Origin of the sequence: Streptomyces sp. WAC07094 (genome assembly GCF_036320405.1) — a bacterium.
In the GTDB taxonomy this organism is placed as follows: Bacteria; Actinomycetota; Actinomycetes; order Streptomycetales; family Streptomycetaceae; genus Streptomyces; species Streptomyces lannensis.
In genome coordinates, this window is record NZ_JAVMJZ010000001.1 from 6,017,985 (window position 1) to 6,040,400 (window position 22,416).

A 22,416-nucleotide genomic window follows, 5' to 3' on the forward strand; every position below is an offset into this window, starting at 1 on the left:
CGGGCGCCCTCCGGACGGGAGGGCGCCCGGCACCGGTGCGGTCGGGAACGGGTGGCGTCACGCGGAAAGTTCCTTCTCCAGAGGCGTCCGGAAGCGCGGTGTCACCGGGGTGCCGGCCAGCCACGATCCGAGCCGGTCGGCCTCCGCCCCGATCACCGACCGCTCCTCGCGGCCGAGGCCCGCCGTCTCCAGCAGCCGCCACACCACCTCGCCGTCGGGTCTGCGGGCCCAGCCGCCCACCACGCGACCGTTCCACCACACCGTCGGGCCCACGTTGCCGCTGCCGTCGAACAGGGCCGGGCGCAGGCCGGGGGAGAGGTACCAGTCACGCTCCTGCCAGCCCATCGCCGTGGGGTCCAGACCCGGGAGCAGGGCCGCCCACGGTCCGGCCGGTGACTGCACCGGTTCCGTGTCCTCGGCGGTCACATACGCCGTGGCCCCTCCGTCGACGGTCACCGGAACCGCTCCGATCGCGGCCAGCGCCCGCCGGACGTCCGTGAGCTTCCACCCCGTCCACCACTTGAGGTCCGCCTCCGTGGCCGGGCCGCAGGCCGCCAGCCAGTGGCGGAGCAGCTCCCGCTGCGCCGCATCGGTCGGCAGTACGGGGTGGGGCGGGGCGACCGCCCAGCGGAACTGCGACGACGTCCACGCCCCCAGCGGACGGCCGCGCACCACCCGCCCCTCGACGCCGAGAACCCGCATCAGACGGGAGGACACCGTCTGCTCGGCCTCGTAGCTCCTGCCCGCGCCGTAGGTGAAGCGCTCCTTCAACCGCGTTTCGTCCCGGGTGAGTTCGGCGACGGTCGCCTGTCCACGCCGGGCCAGCGCGGCCAGTGCCGACGCCTCCACCTCGCTGAGCCACTCCGCCGTCAGCCGGCCCTCGCTCCCGGTCACCATGTCCCTCACCAGCGCGGCCCGTGCCTTCACCGCGATGGTGAGTCCCGTCGACGCGTGCACCACGGCGGCCAGCCCGGTGGGGAACACGAACACGGTGTGCCGCATGCCGTGCATCCGCACCAGCGTGCGCTCCTCGTACAGTGCCCGCTCGCCCTCCGCCACGGTCCGTACCGCGTCCGCGAGCCGCGCCCCGACCGCCAGGTACACCGTGGCCGGGTCCGTGCCGTGCAGGGCGACCAGCGACCCGGCGACCTCCTCGGGTGTCACGGCCCGCGCCTGAGGGGCCAGCCGCTGCCGCAGCGCGAGCCGCGACCGCCGTTCCTCAGTGCCGATGTTCCTCCGCCGCCCGCCCACGCCGCCTCCCCGCCGACCCCCCTACGAGAACGTGCCCATCCTCGTCGAAGCCGGTCCCTCGCGGGGCCCCGTCACCCGAAGCGCGGTACCCCGCGTGCGGATGTGCGCCCGATCGGCCTTGACTGAACCCATCAAGGGAAGGCGGGAGAGGCGATGGCACGACACGGAATGCGGGACATGGCGCGAGGTGCCGCGGTCGTCGTCGCGGCGGCCGCCGTGCTCTCGGGCTGTTCCGACGGCGGCGCCTCGGGCACCGCGTCGCAGGCCGCCTCCGCCGCGACCGAGGCGGCCTCCGCCGCCGCATCCGCCGCCTCCGAGGCCGGGGCCGCCCTGGCGTCCGCGAGCGCGGAGGCCGGCCGCAAGCTGGACCAGATCAAGGGCGGCGCCCACGCCAAGGCCGATGTGAAGCTGGGCGCGGTCGCGGACGAGTCGGGAGGGCGCAAGGCGGCGCCGGTCACCGTCACCAACCCGACGTCCGAGTCACACACCTACGCCGTGCAGGTCAACTTCAAGGACACCAAGGGCAATCTGCTCGACACGGTCGTCGTCACGGTGTCCGACGTCCCCGGTGGCGGCTCGAAGAACGCCACCGCGCTGAGCAACCGCGGGCTCTCGGGTGATGCCGTCACCTCCGTCGCACGCGCCGTCCGGTACTGATCCGGTGCCCGGCCCCCGTGCGCCAGGACAGCGACCGCCGGGGCCGCGCGCCCCGCGGTCGGGCCCCCGGCGCCCACCGCGACCCGGCCCGGGCCCCGCGCGCCCCCGTCCCGTGGCTCAGGGCCTGTCGTTTGGATCATGTCGGCGTCGGTCGAATGGCGCGGCCTCTCCCGGCCGACCTGATCCGAACGGCGGACCCTGGGCCCCGTCCGCCAGTACGACGTCCACGAACCGCCGGCGGTCCTCCGCATGGTCGCGGAACCACAGGCCCAACCAGTGTTCCGCGCGGGGCAGGTCGAGCCGGGTGAAGGAGGCGTTCGCGGCGAGCGCCGCCGCCACCGACGCCGTCACCTCGGCCGGGATCACGGAATCGGTGCCGGGCACCGCGAGCACCGCCCGGCCCCGGTAGGTGCGCAGCACCTCGAGCGCGGGTGCCGTACGCCAACTCCCCGGTGTGCGCGGGATCTCCGTGAAGCGGCCCGCCCCGTCGCCGAACGGGAGCGGCCAGGCGTCCGCCGCGTAGACGGCGGGCGCGCACAGGCCCAGCGCCACCACCCGCCTCCGGTAGTGCCGCGCAAGGTCCGCGACCGTCTGCCCGCTCATGCTGAAACCGACCAGAACCAGCGGCCCGTTCGCAGGTGTCCGCGCGTCGATCACGGCGACGGCCTGCTCGAAACGCCGCTTCAGGCTCAACTCGGCGAGTCGGCCGGTGCTTTCGCCGTGCCCGGAGAAGTCGAACGCGAGGCCGCGGCAGCCGCGTGCGACGAACTCCTCGAGCAGCGGAAGCAGTCGCCGCGTGCTGCCGTTGCCCGCCCCGTGCAGCAGGACGGCGGTGGCCGCGTCCGGATCGCCGTCGCCGCCGTGGATCCCGCTGAGTAGTTCACCGTCGTGTCCGTGTGCGAAAGAGGAGAACCCGATCATGGGTCCATTCACGCACGGTCACGGCTTCCACCCTCCCCGATCCGCCGAACCGAGCGTGTGGGAAAAGGAGATGCACACCGAGTGACCGTCTCCCTACGCTGGACATGCGTAACGGAGCGGCCCACCACCGCTTTCCACCGGACCGGCATCACCCGGTGGACTCGGGGCTAATCTCTACGCACCGACGGCGGCCGCCCACCCCCAGCGCCCCGTCGTATCCCCTTGGCACGACCACTCACCCACGCCCACGGAGGCCCGTCATGGGCACCTTCCTCATCGCCGGAACCGTCGTCCTCTTTCTCCTAGGGTTCAACAACCACGTCTGGTGGCTGGCCGCCGGCTTCCTGCTCTTCGTCTACGTGAGTCACGGACGGAACTCGTCCTCGGCCTCCTCGACGGGCTCGGGAGGCCCCCCGGGCGCGGCCGGCAACTACCAGCAGTACCGCGAGCGCCGTGACCAGCAGGCCAAGTGGGAGCGCCGCTACCGCCGAGAGCGCCCCTTCGAGTCCCGTCGTCAGGACCGGGACAAGAGCTAGTGACGCCGCCGGGGCCGCCCGCTCACAGGCCGGGCGCGCCCCAGACGGGGAACCAGCGGCCGAGGTCCGGCTCGATCCGCAGGTCGTCGGCCAGTGCGGCTTTGACCTGCAGTTCCAGCGGGTTGTCGCGCCGCTCGCCCGGTCCGCTGAGCGGCGCGAACGGATAGAAGGTGCCGCGCTTGTAGAGATAGACCAGGCCGAGCCGCCGCCCGCGCGCGTCCTGGAAGCCGGCCGTCGAGCACAGCAGTTGCGGCCCGAAGCCGTTGATCTCCATCGCGCTGTTCACCGCGTGCAGATCGTTGACCAGGGCGGGCAGCTGGTCGGGAGTGCGGCGCGACACCAGCCAGGAGTAGCCGTAGTCGTCCCGCTGCAGTTCGACGGGCGGGCCGCTGCGATCGACGTCCGCGTCCAGCAACGCCTGGACCTCGCGGTTGGTCTGCGAGAACGCGCCGCCCTCGACCGTCGCGAAGCAGACCGCTCCGGTCCCGGTCGGGGTGAACCCGGCTGCGGCCTCGAGCGTGATCGCCGCCGACGGCAGCGCGAAGAGCTGGTCGAGATCGGGCGCCACCGGTTTCGTACGACCGAGCAGGATGTCCAGGAAGCCCATCGTGGTTCAGACCGCCTTTCCCGGTGTCGCCGCCTCGCCCAGCTCCGCGGAGATGCGGCCGAGCTGCTCGAGCCGCTGCTCCAGGGTCGGGTGGGTGGAGAAGTAACGGGAGATGCCCGGCTCGGCGCCGAACGCGGGGGTGAAGTAGAAGGCGTTGAAGGCCTGCGCGGTCCGCAGGTCCCTCGTCGGGATGCGGGCGATGTCCCCGCTGACCTTGGTCAGTGCGGACGCCAGCGCCGAGGGGCGCCCGGTCAGGTGGGCGGCGGCGCGGTCGGCGGCCAGCTCACGGTACCGGGACAGGGCGCGGATCAGCAGGAAGCTGATCGCATAGACGAGCGCAGAGATTCCCATCACGGCACCGAAGACCACGATGGTGTTCTGGTCCTTGCGCCCACGCCCGAAAAGCTCCGAGTAGAACGCGAACCGGACGACCAGTCCGGCGATCACCCCGAGGAACGACGCCAGTGTGATCACCGCGACGTCCTTGTGCGCCACGTGCGACAGCTCGTGCGCGAGCACACCCTCCAGCTCGTCGGGTTCCAGCCGCCGCAGCAGCCCGCTGGTCACGCACAGCACGGCATGGTCGGGGTTGCGGCCGGTCGCGAACGCGTTCGGCATGTCCATGTTGGAGACCGCGACGAGCGGTTTGGGCATGTCGGCCACCGCACACAGCCGGTCGACCACCCCGTGCAGCTGCGGATACTCCTCACGCTCCACGATCCGCCCGTGCATGGCGTACAGCGCGATCCGGTCCGAGAACCAGTACTGCGCGCCGATCACCAGGGCCGCGATCACGACGACCAGCACCCAGGATTTCAGCAACGCGATCAACGCGGCGATGAAGGCCACGTACAGCAATCCGAGCAGAAACATCGTGACCGTCATCCGCACGGTCAGTCGCCGATCGCTCCGGAACCGGCTCTGCATCCTGCATCACCTCGCAGTACCCAGCAGTAAGGCACCCGTCCCACCACCATTGTGCGCCCATCCCCACCCATGAACCGGTCCCGAACGACCCCATGGCAGGCAAAGAGTGTCGGCGAACGGGTGCCGCACGGCAGACGGCGCCGGCAAGCCCCACCATGGACAAAGCCGTCGGCCGGCTCTCCCGGAGGGGGAGAGCCGGCCGACGGCTAGAAGACGGTCCAGGAGCGCGTTACCCGCACTGACCCGGGGTGATATCACACGTCGAAGTAGAGCTCGAACTCGTGCGGGTGCGGACGCAGCTGCAGCGGGGCGATCTCGTTCGTGCGCTTGAAGTCGATCCACGTCTCGATCAGGTCGGTCGTGAAGACGTCGCCCTGGAGGAGGAACTCGTGGTCGGCCTCGAGGGCGTCGAGCACGGCCGGCAGCGAGGTCGGGACCTGCGGGACACCCGCGTGCTCCTCGGGAGCGAGCTCGTACAGGTCCTTGTCGATCGGCTCGGCCGGCTCGATCTTGTTCTTGATGCCGTCCAGGCCCGCGAGCAGCAGGGCGGAGAAGGCCAGGTACGGGTTGCCGGAGGAGTCCGGGGCACGGAACTCGACGCGCTTGGCCTTCGGGTTCGAGCCCGTGATCGGGATACGCATCGCCGCCGACCGGTTGCGCTGCGAGTACACCAGGTTGACCGGCGCCTCGAAGCCCGGAACCAGGCGGTGGTAGGAGTTCACCGTCGGGTTGGTGAAGGCCAGCAGCGACGGGGCGTGCCGCAGGATGCCGCCGATGTAGTAGCGGGCGGTGTCCGACAGGCCCGCGTAACCGGCCTCGTCGTAGAACAGCGGGTCGCCGTTGGTCCACAGCGACTGGTGGACGTGCATGCCCGAGCCGTTGTCGCCGAAGATCGGCTTCGGCATGAAGGTCGCGGTCTTGCCGTTGCGCCAGGCGACGTTCTTGACGATGTACTTGAAGAGCTGGAGGTCGTCCGCGGCGGCGAGCAGCGTGTTGAACTTGTAGTTGATCTCGGCCTGGCCGGCGGTGCCCACCTCGTGGTGCTGGCGCTCGACCTTGAGGCCGGCCTTCTCCAGCTCCAGGCTGATCTCGGCGCGCAGGTCGGCGAAGTGGTCGACCGGCGGGACCGGGAAGTAACCGCCCTTGTAGCGGACCTTGTAACCGCGGTTGTCCTCGAGGGCGCCGGTGTTCCAGGCGCCGGCCTCGGAGTCGATGTGGTAGAAGGCCTCGTTCGCGCTGGTGGCGAAGCGGACGCTGTCGAAGACGTAGAACTCCGCCTCGGGACCGAAGTACGCGGTGTCGGCGATGCCGGTGGAGGCCAGGTAGGCCTCGGCCTTCTTCGCCACGTTGCGCGGGTCGCGGGAGTACTGCTCACCCGTGATCGGGTCGTGGATGAAGAAGTTGATGTTCAGCGTCTTGTCGCGCCGGAACGGGTCGATCCGGGCGGTCGACAGGTCGGCGCGCAGCGCCATGTCGGACTCGTGGATGGCCTGGAAACCGCGGATCGACGACCCGTCGAAGGCGAGTTCGTCGTCCGGGTCGAACGCATCGACGGGCACCGTGAAGTGCTGCATCACGCCCGGCAGGTCGCAGAAGCGGACGTCGACGAACTTGACGTCCTCGTCCGCGATGAACTTCTTGGTTTCGTCGGCGTTCTGGAACATCCAGCTCCTCCTACTCCCGACCGTCCTCGTCGGGGTGGTAGTTCGTTCGTGCGGCCAGTGCGGTGGCACACGCTGCAGCCGACCATAAGGACGGGGCATTTCTCGGGCGTGACCCGTTTGTTTCTCCCAGGTTAACCAGCCCGAGGCTCGATGGCCCCGCCTGCATGCCCGCCAAAACGGGCGCAGTACCGTGGACGGGTGGACAACAGGCAAGCAATCGGATCCTGGCTCTCCGGTCCCCGCGCGGCCATGGAGGAAGCCGGGGCGGACCTCGGATACCGGGGAGAGCAGCTCGGGCTGCCGCAGGAGGGACCGGGCTCGATCGCCCGCCCGGGCCGGCGCCTCGGCGCCCTCGCCGTCGACTGGGGCCTGTGCCTCTTGATCGCATACGGCCTGATCACGGACAGCTACAACCGTGCGGCCCAGGTCTGGGCGCCGCTCATCCTCTTCGCACTGATCGCCGTCACCGTGAGCACGGTCGGCTTCACCCCGGGCAAGCGGCTGTTCGGACTGCGCGTGGTGGCCCTCGGCACCGGCCGCGTCCATCCGCTGCGCGCGCTGTGGCGCACGGTTCTGCTCTTCCTCGCCCTCCCGGCGCTGGTCTGGGACCGCGACGGCCGGGGTCTGCACGACCGGTTGGCCGGAACGGTCGAGGTCAGGATCTGAGGGTCGGTTCCACTCGACGGGGGACCGGCCCCGCCGGAGTGCGGAGCCCCCGCGCGAGCGGAGGCGCTTGCGCAGTACCGGGACAGACCATGGGCCCGGGGAACCTAGACGGTTCCCCGGGCCCGGAGACTTCGGTTCGGTGCGGCGACGGCTAGCGCATGCGGCCGCCCTTGGGCATCCGCATCCCCTTCGGCATCGGCCCCTTCGGCAGCGGCATGTTGCTCATCAGGTCGCCCAGCGCCCGCAGCCGGTCGTTCGTCGCGGTCACCTGGGGACCGGTCAGCACCCGCGGGTACTTCAGCATCGTCGTACGGAGCTTCTTCAGCTCGACCTGGCCCTCACCCGTGCCCACGATCACGTCGTGTACCGGCACATCGGCCACGATGCGCGCCATCCGCTTCTTCTCGGCGGCCAGCAGGGTCCTGACCCGGTTCGGGTTGCCCTCGGCGACCAGCACGATCCCGGCCTTGCCGACCGCGCGGTGCACGACGTCCTGGCTGCGGTTCATCGCGACCGCCGGGGTGGTGGTCCAGCCGCGGCCGATGTTGTCCAGAACCGCCGCGGCGGCGCCTGGCTGGCCCTCCATCTGACCGAAGGCGGCGCGCTCGGCCCTGCGCCCGAAGACGATCGCCGTCGCGAGGAAGGCGAGCAGGAGGCCGAGAATGCCCAGGTAGACAGGGTGACCGAGCAAGAAACCGATCGCGAGGAAGACACCGAAGGTGACGATTCCGACAGCCGCGAGTACAAGACCGATCTTCGAGTCGGCCTTGCGGGTCATCTTGTAGGTCAGGACGATCTGCTTCAGTCGCCCCGCGTTCGCAGCGTCCGCTGCAGTTTCCTTCCTCGCCATGGCACGAAGTCTACGTGGCCCGGCGGGCGGCGACGACGGCAGTGCGGGGACGGAGCGGTGGGGTCGCTCCGGGGAGTGCGGGTGTGACTACCGGCGCGACGCCACGGCGTCCAGGACGCGCTGCGCCTCGACCCGGTCCTTGGCGCGGCGGCGGTCCTCGAGGACGGAGGTCCAGGCGTTGCGGCGGGCGGTCCGCTGGCCGCTGCTCATGAGCAGCGACTCGACGGCACGCAGTGCATCGGTGAACGACGGAATGGCGGTGGCGCGAACAGGCGCGGCCTGCATGGCGGAGGTCCCCCTCGGATTCGGCGGTTCGGGGCCCGGGCGGTACGTGGTGTAAGACCAGGGTCACTGATTGGTGTTACCAGGGCGTGACCGACCGGTCAAACACCTATGAAGCCTTGATACGAGGGGCGAAAAGCCTGACGCGGCCCTGACGCGCCCGCTAGCTGCGGGGACGTCCCGGACCGCGTCGATCGGCCACTACCCGGCGGTAGCCGCTTGTGTGGGGATTCACATCAGGGCGGTGGCACGGAGTGCCGGCCCCCGGTTCCCCCGGCTGAGTCAGACCGCCTGCGAGGCGATGTACGATCCGCGCTTCTCGACGGCCATGCGGTACAGCCGTCCGGCGCGGTAGGAGGAGCGCACCAGGGGACCGGACATGACGCCGGAGAAGCCGATCTGCTCGGCCTCCTCCTTCAGCTCCACGAACTCGTTCGGCTTGACCCAGCGCTCCACGGGGTGGTGGCGGACGCTCGGGCGCAGGTACTGGGTGATGGTGACCAGCTCGCAGCCGGCGTCGTGCAGTTGGCGCAGTGCGTCGCTGACCTCCTCGCGGGTCTCGCCCATGCCGAGGATCAGGTTCGACTTCGTCACCAGACCGTAGTCGCGGGCGGCGGTGATGACCTTCAGGGACCGCTCGTAGCGGAAGCCGGGGCGGATGCGCTTGAAGATCCGCGGGACGGTCTCGACGTTGTGGGCGAAGACCTCGGGGCGGGAGGAGAAGACCTCCTCGAGCTGCTCGGGGACGGCGTTGAAGTCGGGGGCGAGGAGCTCGACCTTGGTGTGCCCGCCCTCGCGGGCGGCGGTCTGCCGGTGGATCTGGCGCACGGTCTCGGCGTAGAGCCAGGCGCCGCCGTCCGCCAGGTCGTCCCGGGCGACACCGGTGATGGTGGCGTAGTTCAGGTCCATGGTGACCACGGACTCGCCCACGCGGCGGGGCTCGTCGCGGTCGAGCGCCTCGGGCCTGCCCGTGTCGATCTGGCAGAAGTCGCAACGCCGGGTGCACTGGTCGCCGCCGATGAGGAAGGTCGCCTCGCGGTCCTCCCAGCACTCGTAGATGTTCGGGCAGCCGGCTTCCTGGCAGACCGTGTGCAGGCCTTCGCTCTTCACGAGGTTCTGCATCTTCGAGTACTCGGGACCCATTTTCGCCCGGGTCTTGATCCACTCGGGCTTGCGCTCAATGGGGGTCTGACTGTTGCGGACCTCAAGGCGCAGCATCTTGCGTCCGTCGGGTGCGACTGCGGACACGTCGGCTCCCTGTAGCTTCGATTCTTCGGCGTACACCAGAGTACGCCCGTGTTTGTGGGCCCTATCGGTCAGGCCAACCCCGCGACCGTGGGGGGCATTCCCGGGTCAGGCAGAGGCCTTCTCGATGATCCGCGGCATGAGCTCCGCGTTCTCCAGCACGTCCTTCAGATGCCGCTCGACCACGGGCAGCACCTCCGTGACCGTGACGTCCCGGCCCAGCTCGTTCGCCAGGGAGGTGACGCCCGCGTCGCGGATGCCGCAGGGGATGATCCGGTCGAACCAGACGTTGTCCGGGTTCACGTTCAGCGCGAAGCCGTGCATCGTGACGCCCTTGGCGACGCGGATGCCGATCGCCGCGATCTTGCGGTCCTCCCGGCGCTGGCCGGCGTTGGAGGGGGCGTACTCCGGGCCGTTCAGCCGGGGGTCGAACTCCTCGTCGGCGAGCCTCGGGTCGAAGTCCAGGGAGAGCCCGCCGAGGGAGGGCCGCTGCTCCACCGGGTCCCCGAGGACCCACACGCCACTGCGTCCCTCGACCCGGGTGGTCTCGAGGCCGAACTCCGCGCAGGCGCGGATCAGGGCTTCTTCGAGGCGGCGTACGTGGGCCACGACGTCGACAGGGCGCGGTAGCTTCTGGATCGGGTAGCCCACCAGCTGGCCGGGGCCGTGCCAGGTGATCTTGCCGCCGCGGTCCACGTCGATCACGGGGGTGCCGTCCAGAGGCCGCTCGTCGTCCGCGGTGCGCCGCCCTGCGGTGTAGACCGGGGGGTGCTCCAGCAGCAGGCAGGTGTCCGGGACCTCGTCGGCGAAGCGCGCGGCGTGCACCCGGCGCTGCTCGTCCCAGGCGACCTGGTACTCGACGGCCTCGGCCCCGAACCCCATGCGGACGAACCGCAACTCACTCACGGCAAGCGCCTCCCTAGAAGCCTCGTAAGGCGCGAACGGCGCCCAAGCCACTGTACGTCCAGCAGGTGCGGGCCGAGTCGGGGCGGGGTGCCACCGTCTCCCGCCCGCTCCCGTCATCCGATCGAGCAATCCTCACACGATCGGATGAATGGACGCCGATGCCTGCGACCGACTGCTCACTCTCCGCTACATTCACGCCGTTCACATGGCCATCAGGGCTGCTCACAGGCGATACGGAGACCGCACCGCAGATGACGGAACGACCCGCGCAGCGCACCCCCAACCGACAGCTCGCCGCGCTCATCGCAGAAGCGGGGTTCTCCAACGCAGGTCTCGCCCGTCGCGTCGACCAGCTGGGCCTCGAACACGGGCTCGATCTCAGATACGACAAGACCTCCGTGACGCGCTGGCTGCGCGGGCAGCAGCCCCGCGGCACCACGCCCGCACTCATCGCCGAGGTGTTCACCCGGCGGCTCGGACGCCGGCTCACGGCGCAGGACCTCGGGCTCGACGCGTGTGCCCCGGTGTACGCGGGGCTGGAGTTCGCCGCAGGCCCGGAGGAGGCCGTCGACATCGTCAGCGGCCTGTGGCGCAAGGACTCCGGCAGCCACGCGGAGCTGCGGAAGATCGCGTTCACCCCGGCCGGGCTGGTCGTGCCGAGCCGGGACTGGCTGATCGGCCGGGCCGACGACAAGGTGAGCCGTGGCGAGGCGGTCCCCCGTATCCCGGCCCAGGGCCGTCCCGCGGTGCCCCGGCAGCGCGGCCAGTCGGAGCGCGGCCCCGGCCAGAAGGTCAGCGGGGGCGACATCGCAGCGCTCCGTTCGGTCGGCGAGCTGTTCCGCGCCCTCGACCACGCCTACGGCGGCGGCCACGCCCGCCAGGCGCTGGTGCGCTATCTGGAGCACGAAGCGGAACCCATGCTGCGCGGCACCTACGGCGAGCAGACGGGTCGCCGTCTGTTCGCGGCGGCCGCCGATCTGACCCGGCTCGCGGGCTGGACGTCGTACGACATCGGTGCGCACGGTCTCGCCCAGCGCTACTTCGTCCAGGCGCTGCGGCTCGCCCAGGCGGCCGGGGACCGGATGTACGGGGCGTACGTGCTGGTCACGATGAGCCGGCAGGCCGTCTACCTCGGCCACGGGCGCGAGGCCGTGCAACTCGCACGTGTGGCGCAGCAGGGCGTGGGCGGCTCGGCGCCGCCCGCCATCCAGGCGCTGATGCACGCCGTCGAGGCGCGGGGTCACGGGGTGCTCGGCGAGGTGCGTGCGTGCACGGCCTCCCTCGTCCGGGCCGAGCGGGCCCTGGAGACCGCCCGCCCCGGCGACGAACTGCCGTACTGGGCACGGTTCTTCGACGAGGCACAGCTCGCCGACGAGTTCGGGCACTGCCACCGGGACCTCCAGCAGTACCGTGCGGCCGTCCAGCACTCCGAGCGGTCGTTGCAGCTGCGGGCGGCCGGGTTCGCCCGCAGCCGGCTGTTCTGCCGGGTCGTGCTCGCCTCGGCGCGGCTCGGCCTCGGCGAGCTCGACCAGGCCTGCCAGTTGGGGGCCGAGGCGGCCGGGCAGGCGTCGGAGATGCGGTCGGTGCGGGCGGTCGAGTACGTGCGGGACTTCGAGCGCCGCCTGGAACCGTACAAGGACGCCGCGCCCGTGCGGGGGTACCGCGACAAGGTCGCCGCGCTCAGTTGAGGCTCAGGCCGCCCTGGGCAGTGGTTCCGCGGCGTGCAGGGGCCCCGCACCCAGGTCCGCCAGGACCGCCTTGGCGGCCCGGGTGCCGGAGTGCAGTGCGCCCTGCACCGTGCTTGTGTCCCGGTGGTCGCCGCACACGTACAGCCCGGCCAGCAGCCGCACCGTCCGGCGCAGGTCGTGCGGCGGCCGCATCGCGGGGACGGCCCGCGCCGTGTGGTGCACGGCGAGCGTCTCCCAGCGCGTGGTCGAGGTGCCGTGGAGGCGGGCCAGATGAGCCCGTACGGCACCGTCGACGTCGTCCGGGGGCGTGCCCAGCACCGTCGAGGAGATCAGGGCACGGCCCGCGGGCGCCCGGGACGGGTCCACCAGGCTGACGACGGCCGTGTGCGACACCGGCCCGTCGCGGTCCGCGTCCAGCAGCAGCGAGGCCCCGGTCGACGGCGGCTCGTCGGTCGTGTGGTGGACGACGGTGACCGGGTGGAAGCCGGGCACGCGCAGACCGGGCAGCAACTCGGCGGCGGCATGCGCGTCGGTGGCCAGCAGGACGGAGCGGCAGCGGAGTTCACCGTGGTCGGCGGTGGTCACCGAGGTCGTGGAGACGGAGGTGACGCGGACGCCGGTGTGTACCGTGTCCGGTGGCAGCGCCCGCGCCAGCAGTTCCGGCAGGACCTCCGCGCCGCCCTCCGGCAGGCACAGTCGGCCGCGCGCGAAGGCGTGCAGCGCCAGGTCGGCGCAGCGGCTCGAGGTGGTCAGCTCCGGGTCGCACAACAGGGCGGCGAGCAGAGGGCGCAGAAAGCCGTCGACCGTACGGGCCGGGAGACCGCGGTCCGTGAGCGCGTGCCGGGCGGGCGACTCGGGCCGGGCCAGCAGTCGTTCGACGGGGGTGGCGGCGATGCGTGCGAGCGCCGCTGCGAGCCGCGCCTGGTCCACGGCACTGCCCAGCGGCGCGGCGGGCCGCGAGACGGCCGTACGGGATCCCGTCGCCCTCGACAGCGCGGCGCGCGCTCCGGCCGCTCCGAGCCCGGCGCGCGGCGTGGAAGACGTGAGGGGAGCACTGGCGAGGGCGCGAACGGCATTGAGTGCGCCCCGTGCGCCCCCCGCGCCCCCTCCCGTCGGGGGAGGGCTCGCACGATGGTGGCGCCCCTCGCTGTGCACCAGGACGCCCGGTGCGAAGGGACGCAGGACCAGCGTGTCGAGCCCGGGGGTCAGGCCCAGTTCCGGATAGGACGTGGACAGCAGCTGTCCGATCCTGTCGAGCCGGAAGCCGTCGACCTTCTCGGTCGACATGCGGCCGCCGACGCAGTGAGCGGCCTCCAGGACCGCCGTCGACACTCCTGCACTGGTCAGCCGGTGGGCCGCCGCGAGGCCGGCGACCCCGGCCCCCACGATGACGACGTCCGCCTGGTACACGGGCTCTGGCACGTGCCCCTCCTCGAGGTTGTGCGGCCGGTGGAGACGTCATGCCCCCAACAGGCGTCCGGAATACCCGAGTTCGGGATGAGCGTAGGACCGTGAACGGTCGGGCGAAGTCGCGCATGGACAGAGCACGGTCGCACGGTGGTCGCATACGGTCGAATGTGGGCCTTCCCTCAGCCCGTTCGGCCCCGCGGCTACGACCGGAGCGCTGCTCGCAACGCCTCGTCGATCTCCGGATGGGCGAACGCGAACCCGGAGTCCAGCAGCCGTCCCGGCAGCACCCGCGCACTGCCGAGCACGTCCCCGGCCATCTCGCCGAGCGCGAGGCGCAGGGCCTGCGCGGGCGCCGGGAACAGCGTCGGCCGGTGCAGCACACGCCCCATCGCCGCGGTGATCTCACGGTTCGTCAGGGGCCGGGGCGCCGTCAGATTGAAGGGGCCGGAGAGGTCTTCGCGGTCCATGAGGTGGCGGATGGCGGCCACCTCGTCGTGCAGCGAGATGAAGGACCAGTACTGGCGCCCGTCGCCCAGCCGCCCGCCGAGCCCCGCCTTGAAGAGCGGGAACAGCCTGCCCCAGGCCCCGCCCTCCCGGGCCACCACCAGGCCCGTCCGTACGAACACCGTTCGTACGCCGGCCTCCTGCGCGGCGTCCGCGGCCTCCTCCCACTGCACGCACAGCGAGGGCAGGAAGCCGTCCCCGGGCGGCGCCTTCTCGTCAACCGCCCGGTCCCCTGTCTCGCCGTAGTAGCCGATCGCGCTGCCGCTGACGAAGACGCGCGGCGGTTCGGGGAGGGCGGCGACGGCCTCCGCGAGCGCCGCCGTGCCGAGCACCCGGCTGTCGCGCAGCGTCTTCTTGTACGCGTCCGTCCAGCGGTGGTCGCCGATGCCCGCGCCTGCGAGGTTGACCACCGCGTTGCACCCGAGAAGACCGGCCGTGTCGATGTACTGCTCCCCGGGGTCCCAGCAGACCTCGCCCTCGCCACGGGCCGCGCGGCGCACCAAGCGGACCACCTCGTGCCCGTCCGCGGTCAGGGACCGCACCAGGGCGCTTCCGATGAGACCGGACGCACCGGCCACGGCGATTCGGGAACGTTCCATGACCCCATCCTGCCCGGTGCATCCCGTTCGGCCCGTCCGGCGGCCCCGAGTCGCGACCGGTCGGAACCTCGTACGCCCGCCGTACAGTGACCCTCATGCCCGTTCCGTACATACGCCACGCCACCGACGACGACGAGGAGGCGCTCGGTCGGCTCGACCGGGTCACCTGGTCTCCGCTTCACTCCGTCCAGCCGCGTCCACGGCCGCCGTACGAGCCCTTCTTCACCGAGCGGTTCGGGCCGCGGGACCATCTGGTCGCCGAACTCGGCGGCGTCGTCGTGGGCTACATCCGGCTCGGATTCCCGACGCCGCTCGCGTGCAACTCCCACGTCCGGCAGATCCAGGGCCTCGTCGTCGCGGACGAGGCACGCGGCAGCGGGGTCGGGCGGGCGCTGCTGCGGGCCGTGCAGGAGGAGGCACGGCGGCGGGGAGCCCGCCGCATCACCCTGCGGGTCCTCGGGCACAACACCCCGGCGAGGGCGCTCTACGAGTCCGAGGGGTTCGTCGTGGAGGGGATCCTGCCCGAGGAGTTCCTGCTCGACGGCAAGTACGTCGACGACGTGTTCATGGGGCGCTTCCTGCAAGGACCCGCGCCCGGCGCGGTCCGCTCATGAGGCGGTGAGCTCGCCCGTGTCCACCGCCGCCGTGGCGTGCGCCGCACGCTGCGCGTCGCCCGCGACCTCGTCGGCCGTCAGCACGTAGCCGGTCTCCTGGTCCGAGGTGGAGCGGGCGAAGACGACACCGTAGACCCGGCCGTCGGTGGTGAGCAGCGGGCCGCCCGAGTTGCCGGGCAGGACGGTCGAGCGGATGGAGTAGATCTCCCGGGTGACGGTGTCGGTGCTGTAGATGTTCGGGCCCGTCGCCCGGATCCGGTTCGCCACGGTGGCCGCACGCAGCGTCAGGCCGCCGTCCTCCGGATAGCCCGCCACCACGGCGGCGTCCCCGCGCCTGGCGCCGGCGTCGAAGCGCAGGACGGGGGCGCGCAGATCCGGCACGTACAGCACGGCCACGTCGCGGTCCGGGTCGAAGAGCACCACACGCGCCGCGTACGCCGGTCCGACGCCGCCGATCCGGACGCTCGGGTGATCGATGCCCGCCACCACATGGGCGTTGGTCATCACATGCCGGGCCGAGTACACGAAACCGCTGCCCTCCCGGCCCTGGATGCCCGAGGCGCCCTCGACCTTGACCGTGCTCAGCTTGGCGGCGTTGGTCGCGCTCGCCGTGACGCTGTCCCCGCTGGGCCTCGCCACTCCGGCCGAGGGCTCGTTCTCGAAGGGGTTGAAGACCTGCGGGAAGCCCGCCTCGGTGAGTGCCGAGGTGGCCCGTGAGAACCATGCCGGAGTGGTGTCCGGCATCGTGTTCTGCACGGCGCCGAGCAGCCGCGAGTCCCGGATCGCCTGGGTCACCAGCGGGGACGAGGAGGCGCCCAGGACGCTCGCGGCCACCCAGGCCACGATCAGCACGGACACCGCGTTCGCCGCCGCGCCGCCCACTCCGTCGGCCACCCGCAGCGGCCCGTGGTCCAGCTCGCGCCTCAGCTTGAGCGCGAGGCGGCCCGCCAGCTCGTGCCCTATCACCGCCGGGACCAGCACGGTGACCACGGCGGTCACCGTCGCCGCGGTGGTCCCCCGGGTCACCAGGTTCATGACCCAGGGCAGGATCCACACGCCCACCGCGGCACCGCCCACGAAGCCGGCCAGGGAGACACAACCGGCCACCAGCCCCCGCCGATAGCCGGAGGCCGCGTAGGCCAGGATCACGAGGATGAGCAGTATGTCGAGCAGGTCCACTGAGCCGCCTTTCTCTCGGACCCCCTGGTACGCGCGGCGCGAGCCCGGTGATCAGCCACTCGCGCGTGTGCCCGGAAACGGGGCACGCACGCGTCGACCTGTAAGAACGCCGCAGACCGTGACAATGGTTCCGCCAGGTGGCACACCACACATCGCGGATGTTGCAGGACGGAAGGAAAGTGGCCCCATGCGTGACTTCCGTAGAACGTGGGGGGCCTGGAGCAGCGGGGCGCCGAGGCTCAAGAGCGCCGTCCTGCTGCTGCTCGGCTGCCTGCCGGGTGTCGCCGCCGCCGGCGCACTGGTGGTGTGCGCCTCCGGGGTCGAGCGCCCGGTCCTGGTTCGTACCCCACGCCCGGTCGTGGCCCGGTCGGCCGTTCTGCACCAGGCGCCCAAGCCGCGCATCGTGCCGAGGGCGGCCTGGGCGGACGCCGCCACCCGGGACCAGCCGCCACCGCGCTACGACGACAAGGTCGTCGCCGTCTTCGTGCACCACACCGACTCGCCCAACCGCTACGACTGCGCCACCTCGGCGCGCATCATCCGCTATCTCTACACCGGCCAGCGAGGCGGCCGCCACTGGGACGACATCGGCTACAACTTCCTCGTCGACCGCTGCGGCACCATCTACGAGGGCCGCGCGGGCGGTGCCGACCAGCCCGTCATGGGAGCCCACACCCAGGGCTTCAACCACCGCACGGTCGGCATCGCCGCCATCGGCACCTTCACCGCGGGCGTGCCCGTCCCCAAGGCCATGGTCGACTCGATCGCCGCCCTCGCCGCCTGGAAGCTCGGCATCGCCGACATCGACCCGCGCTCCAAGGTCCGGCTCGTCTCCAGCAACGGCCAGAGCCGGTACAAGGCGGGGACCCCCGTCATGATGCCCGCGCTCGCGGGTCACAACGACGGTTATTCGACGAGCTGCCCGGGTGCGGCACTCAAGGCCCTGCTCCCCTCGATCAGGGAGGAGGCGGCCCGTCTCCAGGGCCGAAGGTGAGGGGTCCGGATCCCCGGCACCCGCACGGAAGACACGACTCACAGCGGCGTCACGGGCCGCACGCAGAGCCCTCCGATCCCCGCCTCCCACGGTTGCCGGCACGAGCCGACCGGGGGTGGGGACCATGAGAAGCGGCGATCGTGCACGGGTGGGGCGGGCGGGCACCTGGGCCGGGGCCGTGCGCGTCCCCTGGACGGTGGTCCGTGCGGTCACGACGGTCGTCCTCGGACCGGCGGCGTCCACGGCGTCCGCCCTCGGCCGGGCCGACAGGGCGCCGTTGCACCGGGCGGCCAGGCGGGGACGGGCACCGCGGAGCCTCGGCGCGGGCGGCCGGTGAGGCACGGGGCCAGCGGTCCTCGCGGGCGGTCCGCCGGAGCGCGGCGTGAGTGACGACGCCATCGGCATCAGCCCTTGAACCGATCCCACAGCCTGGGATAGCGCTCCGCCAGCGCGGATTCGCTCTCCAGGTCGAAGGAGGTCCCCGCCGGTTCGGAGGCCGCGGGCGGGATGCCCAGGTCGGGTGCCACGGTTCCGGTGAGCTGCTCGTACGCCTCGTCCGCCGCGTAGCCGAGCTCCTCGCCGTCCCCGTCCACCTCCTCGTCGAACTCCCCCAGGAGGTCGGCCAGCGAGTCGGGGTCGTGCAGGGCGCCCTCGAAGACGTCCCGCCCCTGGCCGATCAGCCAGCACCGGAAGAAATCGAACGCATCGTCACTCGCCCCGTCGAGCAGGACCCAGGCGGCGCCCCACAGATCCCAGCGGTAGGCGCGGTTGTAGCGGGACTCGAAATGCCGGGCGAAGTCCAGGACGGAGTCGGGGTCGAGCCGGACGAGCCGTTCGACGAGCTGGTCGGCCTGCTCGTCGGCGTCGCCCTCGGCGGCTTCCCGGCTCGCATCCACCAGGTCCCAGAACTCCGTCTCGTCCATCACCCGACCAGCATCGTCCCTGCGCCGGTGGGGCGCACGTGGAGTGCGGCGGATCGTTATGAGCGGTAGAGCTCCGCCAAACGTGTGGCGTCGCCCGCGAAACGGGCCCGCAGCCCCTCGGGAGAGAGCACCTCGACCTCCGGCCCCAGACCCGTGAGTTGGGCGTGCGCGACCTCCTCGGACTCCACCGGCAGGGTCACCGTCACCCAGCCCCGCTCGTCCGGGGCGTCCGCGTCGGTGAGCGCCAGTCGGGCCGAGACGGGATCGACGGCGTACGCCAATCTCCGTACACCGTCCTCGGACAGCCGCACCACGACCTCGTCCCGCAGGATGGACCGCGCGAACTCCTCGGCCCGCTCGGCCCAGAAGGCCGGCAGATCGAACTCCTCGTCCCGCCCGAACCGGTCCTCACCGGAGATCACTGCCGTGAAGCGGTCGATGCGGTACACCCGGAAGGAGCCGTGCTCCGCCACTCGGGCGCACAGGTACCAGACCCCCGCCTTGAGGACGAGCCCGTACGGCTCGAGTTCCCGCTCCACCGCGTCCTCGCCGCGCCGGTAACGCGCGGTGATCCGCCGGTCGTCCCAGACCGCGTCCGCGACCGCGGGCAGCAGCCGCGGCGTCGCGGGTTCGGAGAACCAGGCGGGCGCGTCCAGATGGAACCGCTGCGAAGCCGTGCGGGAGGCGTCGCGCAGGGAGGGCAGGAGGGCCGCGGACACCTTCAGCCGCGCCGCCGAGGCCGCGTCCTCCAGGCCCATCTCCCGCAGCGCGCCGGGAACCCCGCTGAGGAACAGGGCCTCGGCCTCGCCGCGCGCGAGCCCGGTCAGCCGGGTGCGGTAGCCGCCGACCAGCCGGTATCCGCCGGCCCGCCCCCGTTCGGCGTACACCGGCACACCCGCCTCCGACAGCGCCTGGGCGTCCCGGGTGACGGTGCGCTCGGACACCTCGAGCTCACGGGCCAGCTCGGCCGCGGTCATGGACGGCCGGGACTGCAGCAGCAGCACCATTTTGATGAGACGGGCGGCACGCATGCCGTCATCATGCCGTGCACCACCGGATCGACGGTCCGTTCGCCGGGAGGAGCACCACGCCCTGCCCTCGGAGACGGCGAAGGGGTACGGCGGCCGCCGTACCCCTTCGCCGGACACCGGCCTCTACAGGCCGTACTTGTCCCGGGCCTCCTTCACGGCCGTGGCCTTGACCTCGCCGCGCCTGGCGAGCTGGGCCAGGGCCGCGACCACGATCGACGGGGCGTCGACGCCGAAGTGGCGGCGGGCCGCCTCACGGGTGTCCGAGAGGCCGAATCCGTCGGCGCCCAGCGAGGAGTAGTCCTGCTCCACCCACTGCGCGATCTGGTCGGGAACCTGGCGCATGTAGTCGGAGACCGCGAGGACCGGGCCCTCGGCACCCTGCAGGGCCTGACGCACGTACGGGACGCGCTCCTCGCCCCGCAGCAGCGCGGCGTCGGCCTCCAGGGCGTCGCGGCGCAGCTCGCCCCACGACGTCGCCGACCACACGTCCGCGGCGACACCCCACTCCTCGGCGAGCAGCTTCTGCGCGTCGAGCGCCCAGTGGATCGCCGTGCCGGAGCCGAGGAGCTGGATGCGCGGGGCGTTCGCCGCCGGGGAGAGCCCCGCCGACTCCGCCGTGTTGTAGCGGTACAGGCCCTTGACGATGCCCTCGTCGATACCGGCCACCCCGGGCTTCGCGGGCTGGGGCAGCGGCTCGTTGTAGACGGTGAGGTAGTAGAAGACGTTCTGGTCCTCGCCCGGAGCCGCCTCGCCGTACATGCGGCGCAGACCCTCCTTGACGATGACCGCGATCTCGTACGCGAACGCCGGGTCGTAGGTCAGCGCCGCGGGGTTGGTGGCGGCGATGACGGGGGAGTGGCCGTCGGCGTGCTGCAGGCCCTCACCGGTCAGCGTCGTGCGGCCGGCGGTGGCGCCGACGAGGAAGCCGCGGCCGAGCTGATCGCCGAGCTGCCACATCTGGTCGGCCGTGCGCTGCCAGCCGAACATCGAGTAGAAGATGTAGAACGGGATCATCGCCTCGCCGTGCGTCGCGTACGCGGTGGACGCGGCGATGAAGTCGGCCATCGAACCGGCCTCGGTGATCCCCTCGTTGAGGATCTGGCCGTTCTTGGCCTCCTTGTAGTACATCAGCTGGTCGCGGTCGACCGGCTCGTACGTCTGGCCCTTGGGCGAGTAGATGCCGAGCGAGGGGAAGAGCGACTCCATACCGAAGGTGCGGGCCTCATCGGGGACGATCGGCACCCAGCGCCTGCCGGTCTCCTTGTCGCGGACCAGGTCCTTGACCAGGCGGACGAAGGCCATGGTGGTCGCGACGTTCTGCGAGCCGGAGCCCTTGTCGAAGGAGGCGAACGCCTTTTCGGCCGGCGCCGGCAGCGGGGCCAGAGGCTGGACCCGGCGGGCCGGGGCCAGGCCGCCGAGGGCGGCGCGGCGCTCCTGGAGGTAGCGCACCTCGGGGGAGTCGGCGCCCGGGTGGGCGTAGGGGACCACACCGTCGTCGAACCGGCTGTCGGGGATGGGCAGTTCGAGCAGGTCACGCATGGTCTTGAACTCGTCCACCGTCAGCTTCTTCATCTGGTGGTTGGCGTTCTTCGACGCGAAGCCCTGGCCGAGCGTGAAGCCCTTGACGGTCTGCGCCAGGATGACCGTCGGTGCGCCCTTGTGCCCCAGGGCCGCCCTGTACGCCGCGTAGACCTTGCGGGCCTCGTGGCCACCGCGGGAGAGGTGGAAGCACTCGAGGATCTTGTCGTCGCTCAGCAGCTTCGCCATCTCGACGAGCGCCGGGTCCTTGCCGAAGAAGTCCGCACGGATGTAGGCGGCGTCGCGGGTCTGGTACGTCTGCACCTGCGCGTCCGGTACCTCGCGCAGCCGGCGTACCAGGGCACCGGTGGTGTCGAGCGCGAACAGCTCGTCCCAGGCCGAGCCCCACAGCGACTTGACGACGTTCCAGCCGGCACCGCGGAACTGGGCCTCCAGTTCCTGCACGATCTTGAAGTTGGCGCGGACCGGGCCGTCGAGGCGCTGGAGGTTGCAGTTGATGACGAAGGTGAGGTTGTCCAGCTCCTCGCGGGCGGCCAGCGCGAGGGCCGCCGTCGACTCGGGCTCGTCCATCTCGCCGTCGCCGAGGAACGCCCACACGTGCGAGGACGAGACGTCCTTGATGCCGCGGTTGGTGAGGTAGCGGTTGAAGCGCGCCTGGTAGATCGCGGAGAGCGGGCCGAGACCCATGGAGACGGTCGGGAACTCCCACAGCCAGGGCAGCCGCCGCGGGTGCGGGTACGAGGGCAGACCGTTGCCGCCGGCCTCCTGGCGGAAGTTGTCCAGGTGGGCCTCGGTGAGGCGGCCGTCGAGGAAGGCGCGGGCGTAGATGCCGGGGGAGGCGTGGCCCTGGACGTAGAGCTGGTCGCCCGAGCCGTCGCCCTCCTTGCCCTTGAAGAAGTGGTTGAAGCCGGTCTCGTAGAGCCAGGCCGCGGAGGCGAAGGTGGCGATGTGGCCGCCGACGCCGTGCTTGCTGCCCCGGGTCACCATCGCGGCCGCGTTCCACCGGTTCCATGCGGTGATCCGGGCCTCCATCGCCTCGTCACCCGGCACGGCGGGCTCGGCGGCGGTGGGGATGGTGTTGACGTAGTCGGTCTCGAGCAGCTTGGGCAGCGCGATGCCGGCGCCCTCGGCACGCTCCAGCGTGCGGCGCATCAGATACGCGGCACGGTGCGGCCCGGCCGCCTTGGTAACGGCGTCCAGGGAGGCCTGCCATTCGGCGGTCTCCTCGGGGTCGCGGTCCGGGAGCTGGTCGAGCTCGCTCGGCTGGATGGCGTTGGGGTCGGTCATGTCGCCGCCTTCCTCAGTCGAAGGGGGTGCCCTCATCGGTAAGGGTTCGGGGGTGCCCTTGGTCTTTGGCAGGACAGGGCTGGGGCTTCGGTGGAAGCCCATCGGTGACTGTAACTCCCTGATCGATGATCGATCA

General features: G+C 71.6%; 22 protein-coding genes. 7 read left to right on the forward strand and 15 right to left on the reverse strand.

Annotation, left to right across the window (positions count from 1 at the left end; translation table 11 throughout):
- Positions 1-57: 57 nt before the first annotated feature.
- Entirely contained in the window at positions 58-1,251 is a 1,194-nt protein-coding gene (locus RCR19_RS26605; RefSeq protein WP_331267417.1) for a winged helix DNA-binding domain-containing protein, read from the reverse strand.
- 153 nt (positions 1,252-1,404) lie between these two features.
- On the opposite strand from RCR19_RS26605, the gene RCR19_RS26610 reads away from it, so the two are divergent.
- Entirely contained in the window at positions 1,405-1,908 is a 504-nt protein-coding gene (locus RCR19_RS26610; protein ID WP_331267418.1) for a hypothetical protein, read from the forward strand.
- Between the two features lie 117 nt (positions 1,909-2,025).
- Here the strand turns inward: RCR19_RS26610 and RCR19_RS26615 are convergent, their stop codons facing one another.
- The gene (locus RCR19_RS26615) at positions 2,026-2,829 is read right to left on the reverse strand and encodes an alpha/beta fold hydrolase (RefSeq protein ID WP_331267419.1); all 804 of its coding nucleotides are present in this window, start codon (positions 2,827-2,829) and stop codon (positions 2,026-2,028) included.
- Between the two features lie 260 nt (positions 2,830-3,089).
- Here RCR19_RS26615 and RCR19_RS26620 point away from each other — a divergent pair, with 260 nt between their 5' ends.
- Positions 3,090-3,365 (forward strand): hypothetical protein, encoded by a 276-nt coding sequence (locus tag RCR19_RS26620; protein WP_331267420.1) that lies wholly within the window; start codon positions 3,090-3,092, stop codon positions 3,363-3,365.
- Positions 3,366-3,387: 22 nt separating this feature from the next.
- Here the strand turns inward: RCR19_RS26620 and RCR19_RS26625 are convergent, their stop codons facing one another.
- The 3 genes from RCR19_RS26625 to glnA form a co-directional block, all read right to left on the reverse strand.
- Positions 3,388-3,972, reverse strand: a complete 585-nt coding sequence (locus RCR19_RS26625) for a hypothetical protein (protein ID WP_331267421.1) — start codon at positions 3,970-3,972, stop codon at positions 3,388-3,390.
- A 6-nt stretch (positions 3,973-3,978) separates the two neighbouring features.
- Positions 3,979-4,899, reverse strand: a complete 921-nt coding sequence (gene htpX, locus RCR19_RS26630) for a zinc metalloprotease HtpX (RefSeq protein ID WP_331267422.1) — start codon at positions 4,897-4,899, stop codon at positions 3,979-3,981.
- Positions 4,900-5,153: 254 nt separating this feature from the next.
- Positions 5,154-6,563 carry a type I glutamate--ammonia ligase gene (gene glnA / locus RCR19_RS26635; protein ID WP_331267423.1) on the reverse strand — a complete coding sequence of 470 codons (1,410 nt, stop codon included), beginning with the start codon at positions 6,561-6,563 and terminating at the stop codon, positions 5,154-5,156.
- A gap of 198 nt (positions 6,564-6,761) precedes the next feature.
- Between glnA and RCR19_RS26640 the strand changes: the two genes are divergently transcribed.
- The gene (locus tag RCR19_RS26640; protein ID WP_331267424.1) at positions 6,762-7,229 is read left to right on the forward strand and encodes an RDD family protein; all 468 of its coding nucleotides are present in this window, start codon (positions 6,762-6,764) and stop codon (positions 7,227-7,229) included.
- Positions 7,230-7,380: 151 nt separating this feature from the next.
- Here RCR19_RS26640 and RCR19_RS26645 read toward each other — a convergent pair whose 3' ends face one another.
- The 4 genes from RCR19_RS26645 to lipB form a co-directional block, all read right to left on the reverse strand.
- Positions 7,381-8,079, reverse strand: a complete 699-nt coding sequence (locus tag RCR19_RS26645; protein ID WP_220294360.1) for a DUF4191 domain-containing protein — start codon at positions 8,077-8,079, stop codon at positions 7,381-7,383.
- Positions 8,080-8,166: 87 nt separating this feature from the next.
- Positions 8,167-8,364, reverse strand: a complete 198-nt coding sequence (locus RCR19_RS26650; protein ID WP_331267425.1) for a hypothetical protein — start codon at positions 8,362-8,364, stop codon at positions 8,167-8,169.
- 279 nt (positions 8,365-8,643) lie between these two features.
- On the reverse strand, positions 8,644-9,609 hold the full coding sequence (lipA, locus tag RCR19_RS26655) for a lipoyl synthase (protein WP_331267426.1): 966 nt from the start codon (positions 9,607-9,609) through the stop codon (positions 8,644-8,646).
- A gap of 105 nt (positions 9,610-9,714) precedes the next feature.
- On the reverse strand, positions 9,715-10,512 hold the full coding sequence (gene lipB, locus RCR19_RS26660) for a lipoyl(octanoyl) transferase LipB (RefSeq protein WP_331267427.1): 798 nt from the start codon (positions 10,510-10,512) through the stop codon (positions 9,715-9,717).
- Positions 10,513-10,763: 251 nt separating this feature from the next.
- On the opposite strand from lipB, the gene RCR19_RS26665 reads away from it, so the two are divergent.
- Positions 10,764-12,200 carry a regulator gene (locus RCR19_RS26665; protein ID WP_331267428.1) on the forward strand — a complete coding sequence of 479 codons (1,437 nt, stop codon included), beginning with the start codon at positions 10,764-10,766 and terminating at the stop codon, positions 12,198-12,200.
- Positions 12,201-12,203: 3 nt separating this feature from the next.
- Here RCR19_RS26665 and RCR19_RS26670 read toward each other — a convergent pair whose 3' ends face one another.
- Complete coding sequence (locus RCR19_RS26670; protein ID WP_331267429.1) at positions 12,204-13,622, reverse strand: NAD(P)/FAD-dependent oxidoreductase; 1,419 nt, start codon at positions 13,620-13,622, stop codon at positions 12,204-12,206.
- 188 nt (positions 13,623-13,810) lie between these two features.
- Positions 13,811-14,713: a TIGR01777 family oxidoreductase gene (locus RCR19_RS26675; RefSeq protein WP_331267430.1), complete on the reverse strand. Its 903-nt coding sequence runs from the start codon at positions 14,711-14,713 to the stop codon at positions 13,811-13,813.
- 95 nt (positions 14,714-14,808) lie between these two features.
- Between RCR19_RS26675 and RCR19_RS26680 the strand changes: the two genes are divergently transcribed.
- On the forward strand, positions 14,809-15,327 hold the full coding sequence (locus RCR19_RS26680) for a GNAT family N-acetyltransferase (protein WP_331267431.1): 519 nt from the start codon (positions 14,809-14,811) through the stop codon (positions 15,325-15,327).
- Here RCR19_RS26680 and RCR19_RS26685 read toward each other — a convergent pair.
- The gene (locus RCR19_RS26685; RefSeq protein ID WP_331267432.1) at positions 15,322-16,506 is read right to left on the reverse strand and encodes a MarP family serine protease; all 1,185 of its coding nucleotides are present in this window, start codon (positions 16,504-16,506) and stop codon (positions 15,322-15,324) included. The genes RCR19_RS26680 and RCR19_RS26685 overlap by 6 nt on opposite strands.
- A 187-nt stretch (positions 16,507-16,693) precedes the next feature.
- Here RCR19_RS26685 and RCR19_RS26690 point away from each other — a divergent pair, with 187 nt between their 5' ends.
- The gene (locus RCR19_RS26690) at positions 16,694-17,500 is read left to right on the forward strand and encodes a peptidoglycan recognition protein (RefSeq protein WP_331267433.1); all 807 of its coding nucleotides are present in this window, start codon (positions 16,694-16,696) and stop codon (positions 17,498-17,500) included.
- Positions 17,501-17,624: 124 nt separating this feature from the next.
- A complete protein-coding gene (locus RCR19_RS26695; protein ID WP_331267434.1) occupies positions 17,625-17,837 on the forward strand; it encodes a hypothetical protein in 213 nt (70 codons plus the stop codon).
- A gap of 67 nt (positions 17,838-17,904) precedes the next feature.
- On the opposite strand, the gene RCR19_RS26700 is transcribed toward RCR19_RS26695, so the two are convergent.
- The 3 genes from RCR19_RS26700 to aceE form a co-directional block, all read right to left on the reverse strand.
- On the reverse strand, positions 17,905-18,423 hold the full coding sequence (locus RCR19_RS26700; RefSeq protein ID WP_059126040.1) for a DUF4240 domain-containing protein: 519 nt from the start codon (positions 18,421-18,423) through the stop codon (positions 17,905-17,907).
- A gap of 56 nt (positions 18,424-18,479) precedes the next feature.
- Entirely contained in the window at positions 18,480-19,454 is a 975-nt protein-coding gene (locus RCR19_RS26705; protein WP_331267435.1) for a WYL domain-containing protein, read from the reverse strand.
- Positions 19,455-19,577: 123 nt separating this feature from the next.
- Positions 19,578-22,280: a pyruvate dehydrogenase (acetyl-transferring), homodimeric type gene (gene aceE / locus RCR19_RS26710; protein ID WP_331267436.1), complete on the reverse strand. Its 2,703-nt coding sequence runs from the start codon at positions 22,278-22,280 to the stop codon at positions 19,578-19,580.
- Positions 22,281-22,416: the final 136 nt, after the last annotated feature.

Excerpts from the sequence above, each read along its gene's own strand:
- RCR19_RS26625 (WP_331267421.1), bottom strand. The coding sequence starts at position 3,972 with ATGGGCTTCCTGGACATCCTGCTCGGTCGTACGAAACCGGTGGCGCCC.
- RCR19_RS26650 (WP_331267425.1), bottom strand. The coding sequence starts at position 8,364 with ATGCAGGCCGCGCCTGTTCGCGCCACCGCCATTCCGTCGTTCACCGAT.
- RCR19_RS26675 (WP_331267430.1), bottom strand. The coding sequence starts at position 14,713 with ATGGAACGTTCCCGAATCGCCGTGGCCGGTGCGTCCGGTCTCATCGGA.
- RCR19_RS26695 (WP_331267434.1), top strand. The coding sequence starts at position 17,625 with ATGAGAAGCGGCGATCGTGCACGGGTGGGGCGGGCGGGCACCTGGGCC.
- RCR19_RS26700 (WP_059126040.1), bottom strand. The coding sequence starts at position 18,423 with ATGGACGAGACGGAGTTCTGGGACCTGGTGGATGCGAGCCGGGAAGCC.
- RCR19_RS26645 (WP_220294360.1), bottom strand. The coding sequence starts at position 8,079 with ATGGCGAGGAAGGAAACTGCAGCGGACGCTGCGAACGCGGGGCGACTG.
- RCR19_RS26620 (WP_331267420.1), top strand. The coding sequence starts at position 3,090 with ATGGGCACCTTCCTCATCGCCGGAACCGTCGTCCTCTTTCTCCTAGGG.
- glnA (WP_331267423.1), bottom strand. The coding sequence starts at position 6,563 with ATGTTCCAGAACGCCGACGAAACCAAGAAGTTCATCGCGGACGAGGAC.
- RCR19_RS26690 (WP_331267433.1), top strand. The coding sequence starts at position 16,694 with ATGCGTGACTTCCGTAGAACGTGGGGGGCCTGGAGCAGCGGGGCGCCG.
- RCR19_RS26665 (WP_331267428.1), top strand. The coding sequence starts at position 10,764 with ATGACGGAACGACCCGCGCAGCGCACCCCCAACCGACAGCTCGCCGCG.
- RCR19_RS26705 (WP_331267435.1), bottom strand. The coding sequence starts at position 19,454 with ATGCGTGCCGCCCGTCTCATCAAAATGGTGCTGCTGCTGCAGTCCCGG.
- RCR19_RS26610 (WP_331267418.1), top strand. The coding sequence starts at position 1,405 with ATGGCACGACACGGAATGCGGGACATGGCGCGAGGTGCCGCGGTCGTC.
- aceE (WP_331267436.1), bottom strand. The coding sequence starts at position 22,280 with ATGACCGACCCCAACGCCATCCAGCCGAGCGAGCTCGACCAGCTCCCG.
- htpX (WP_331267422.1), bottom strand. The coding sequence starts at position 4,899 with ATGCAGAGCCGGTTCCGGAGCGATCGGCGACTGACCGTGCGGATGACG.
- RCR19_RS26680 (WP_331267431.1), top strand. The coding sequence starts at position 14,809 with ATGCCCGTTCCGTACATACGCCACGCCACCGACGACGACGAGGAGGCG.
- RCR19_RS26615 (WP_331267419.1), bottom strand. The coding sequence starts at position 2,829 with ATGATCGGGTTCTCCTCTTTCGCACACGGACACGACGGTGAACTACTC.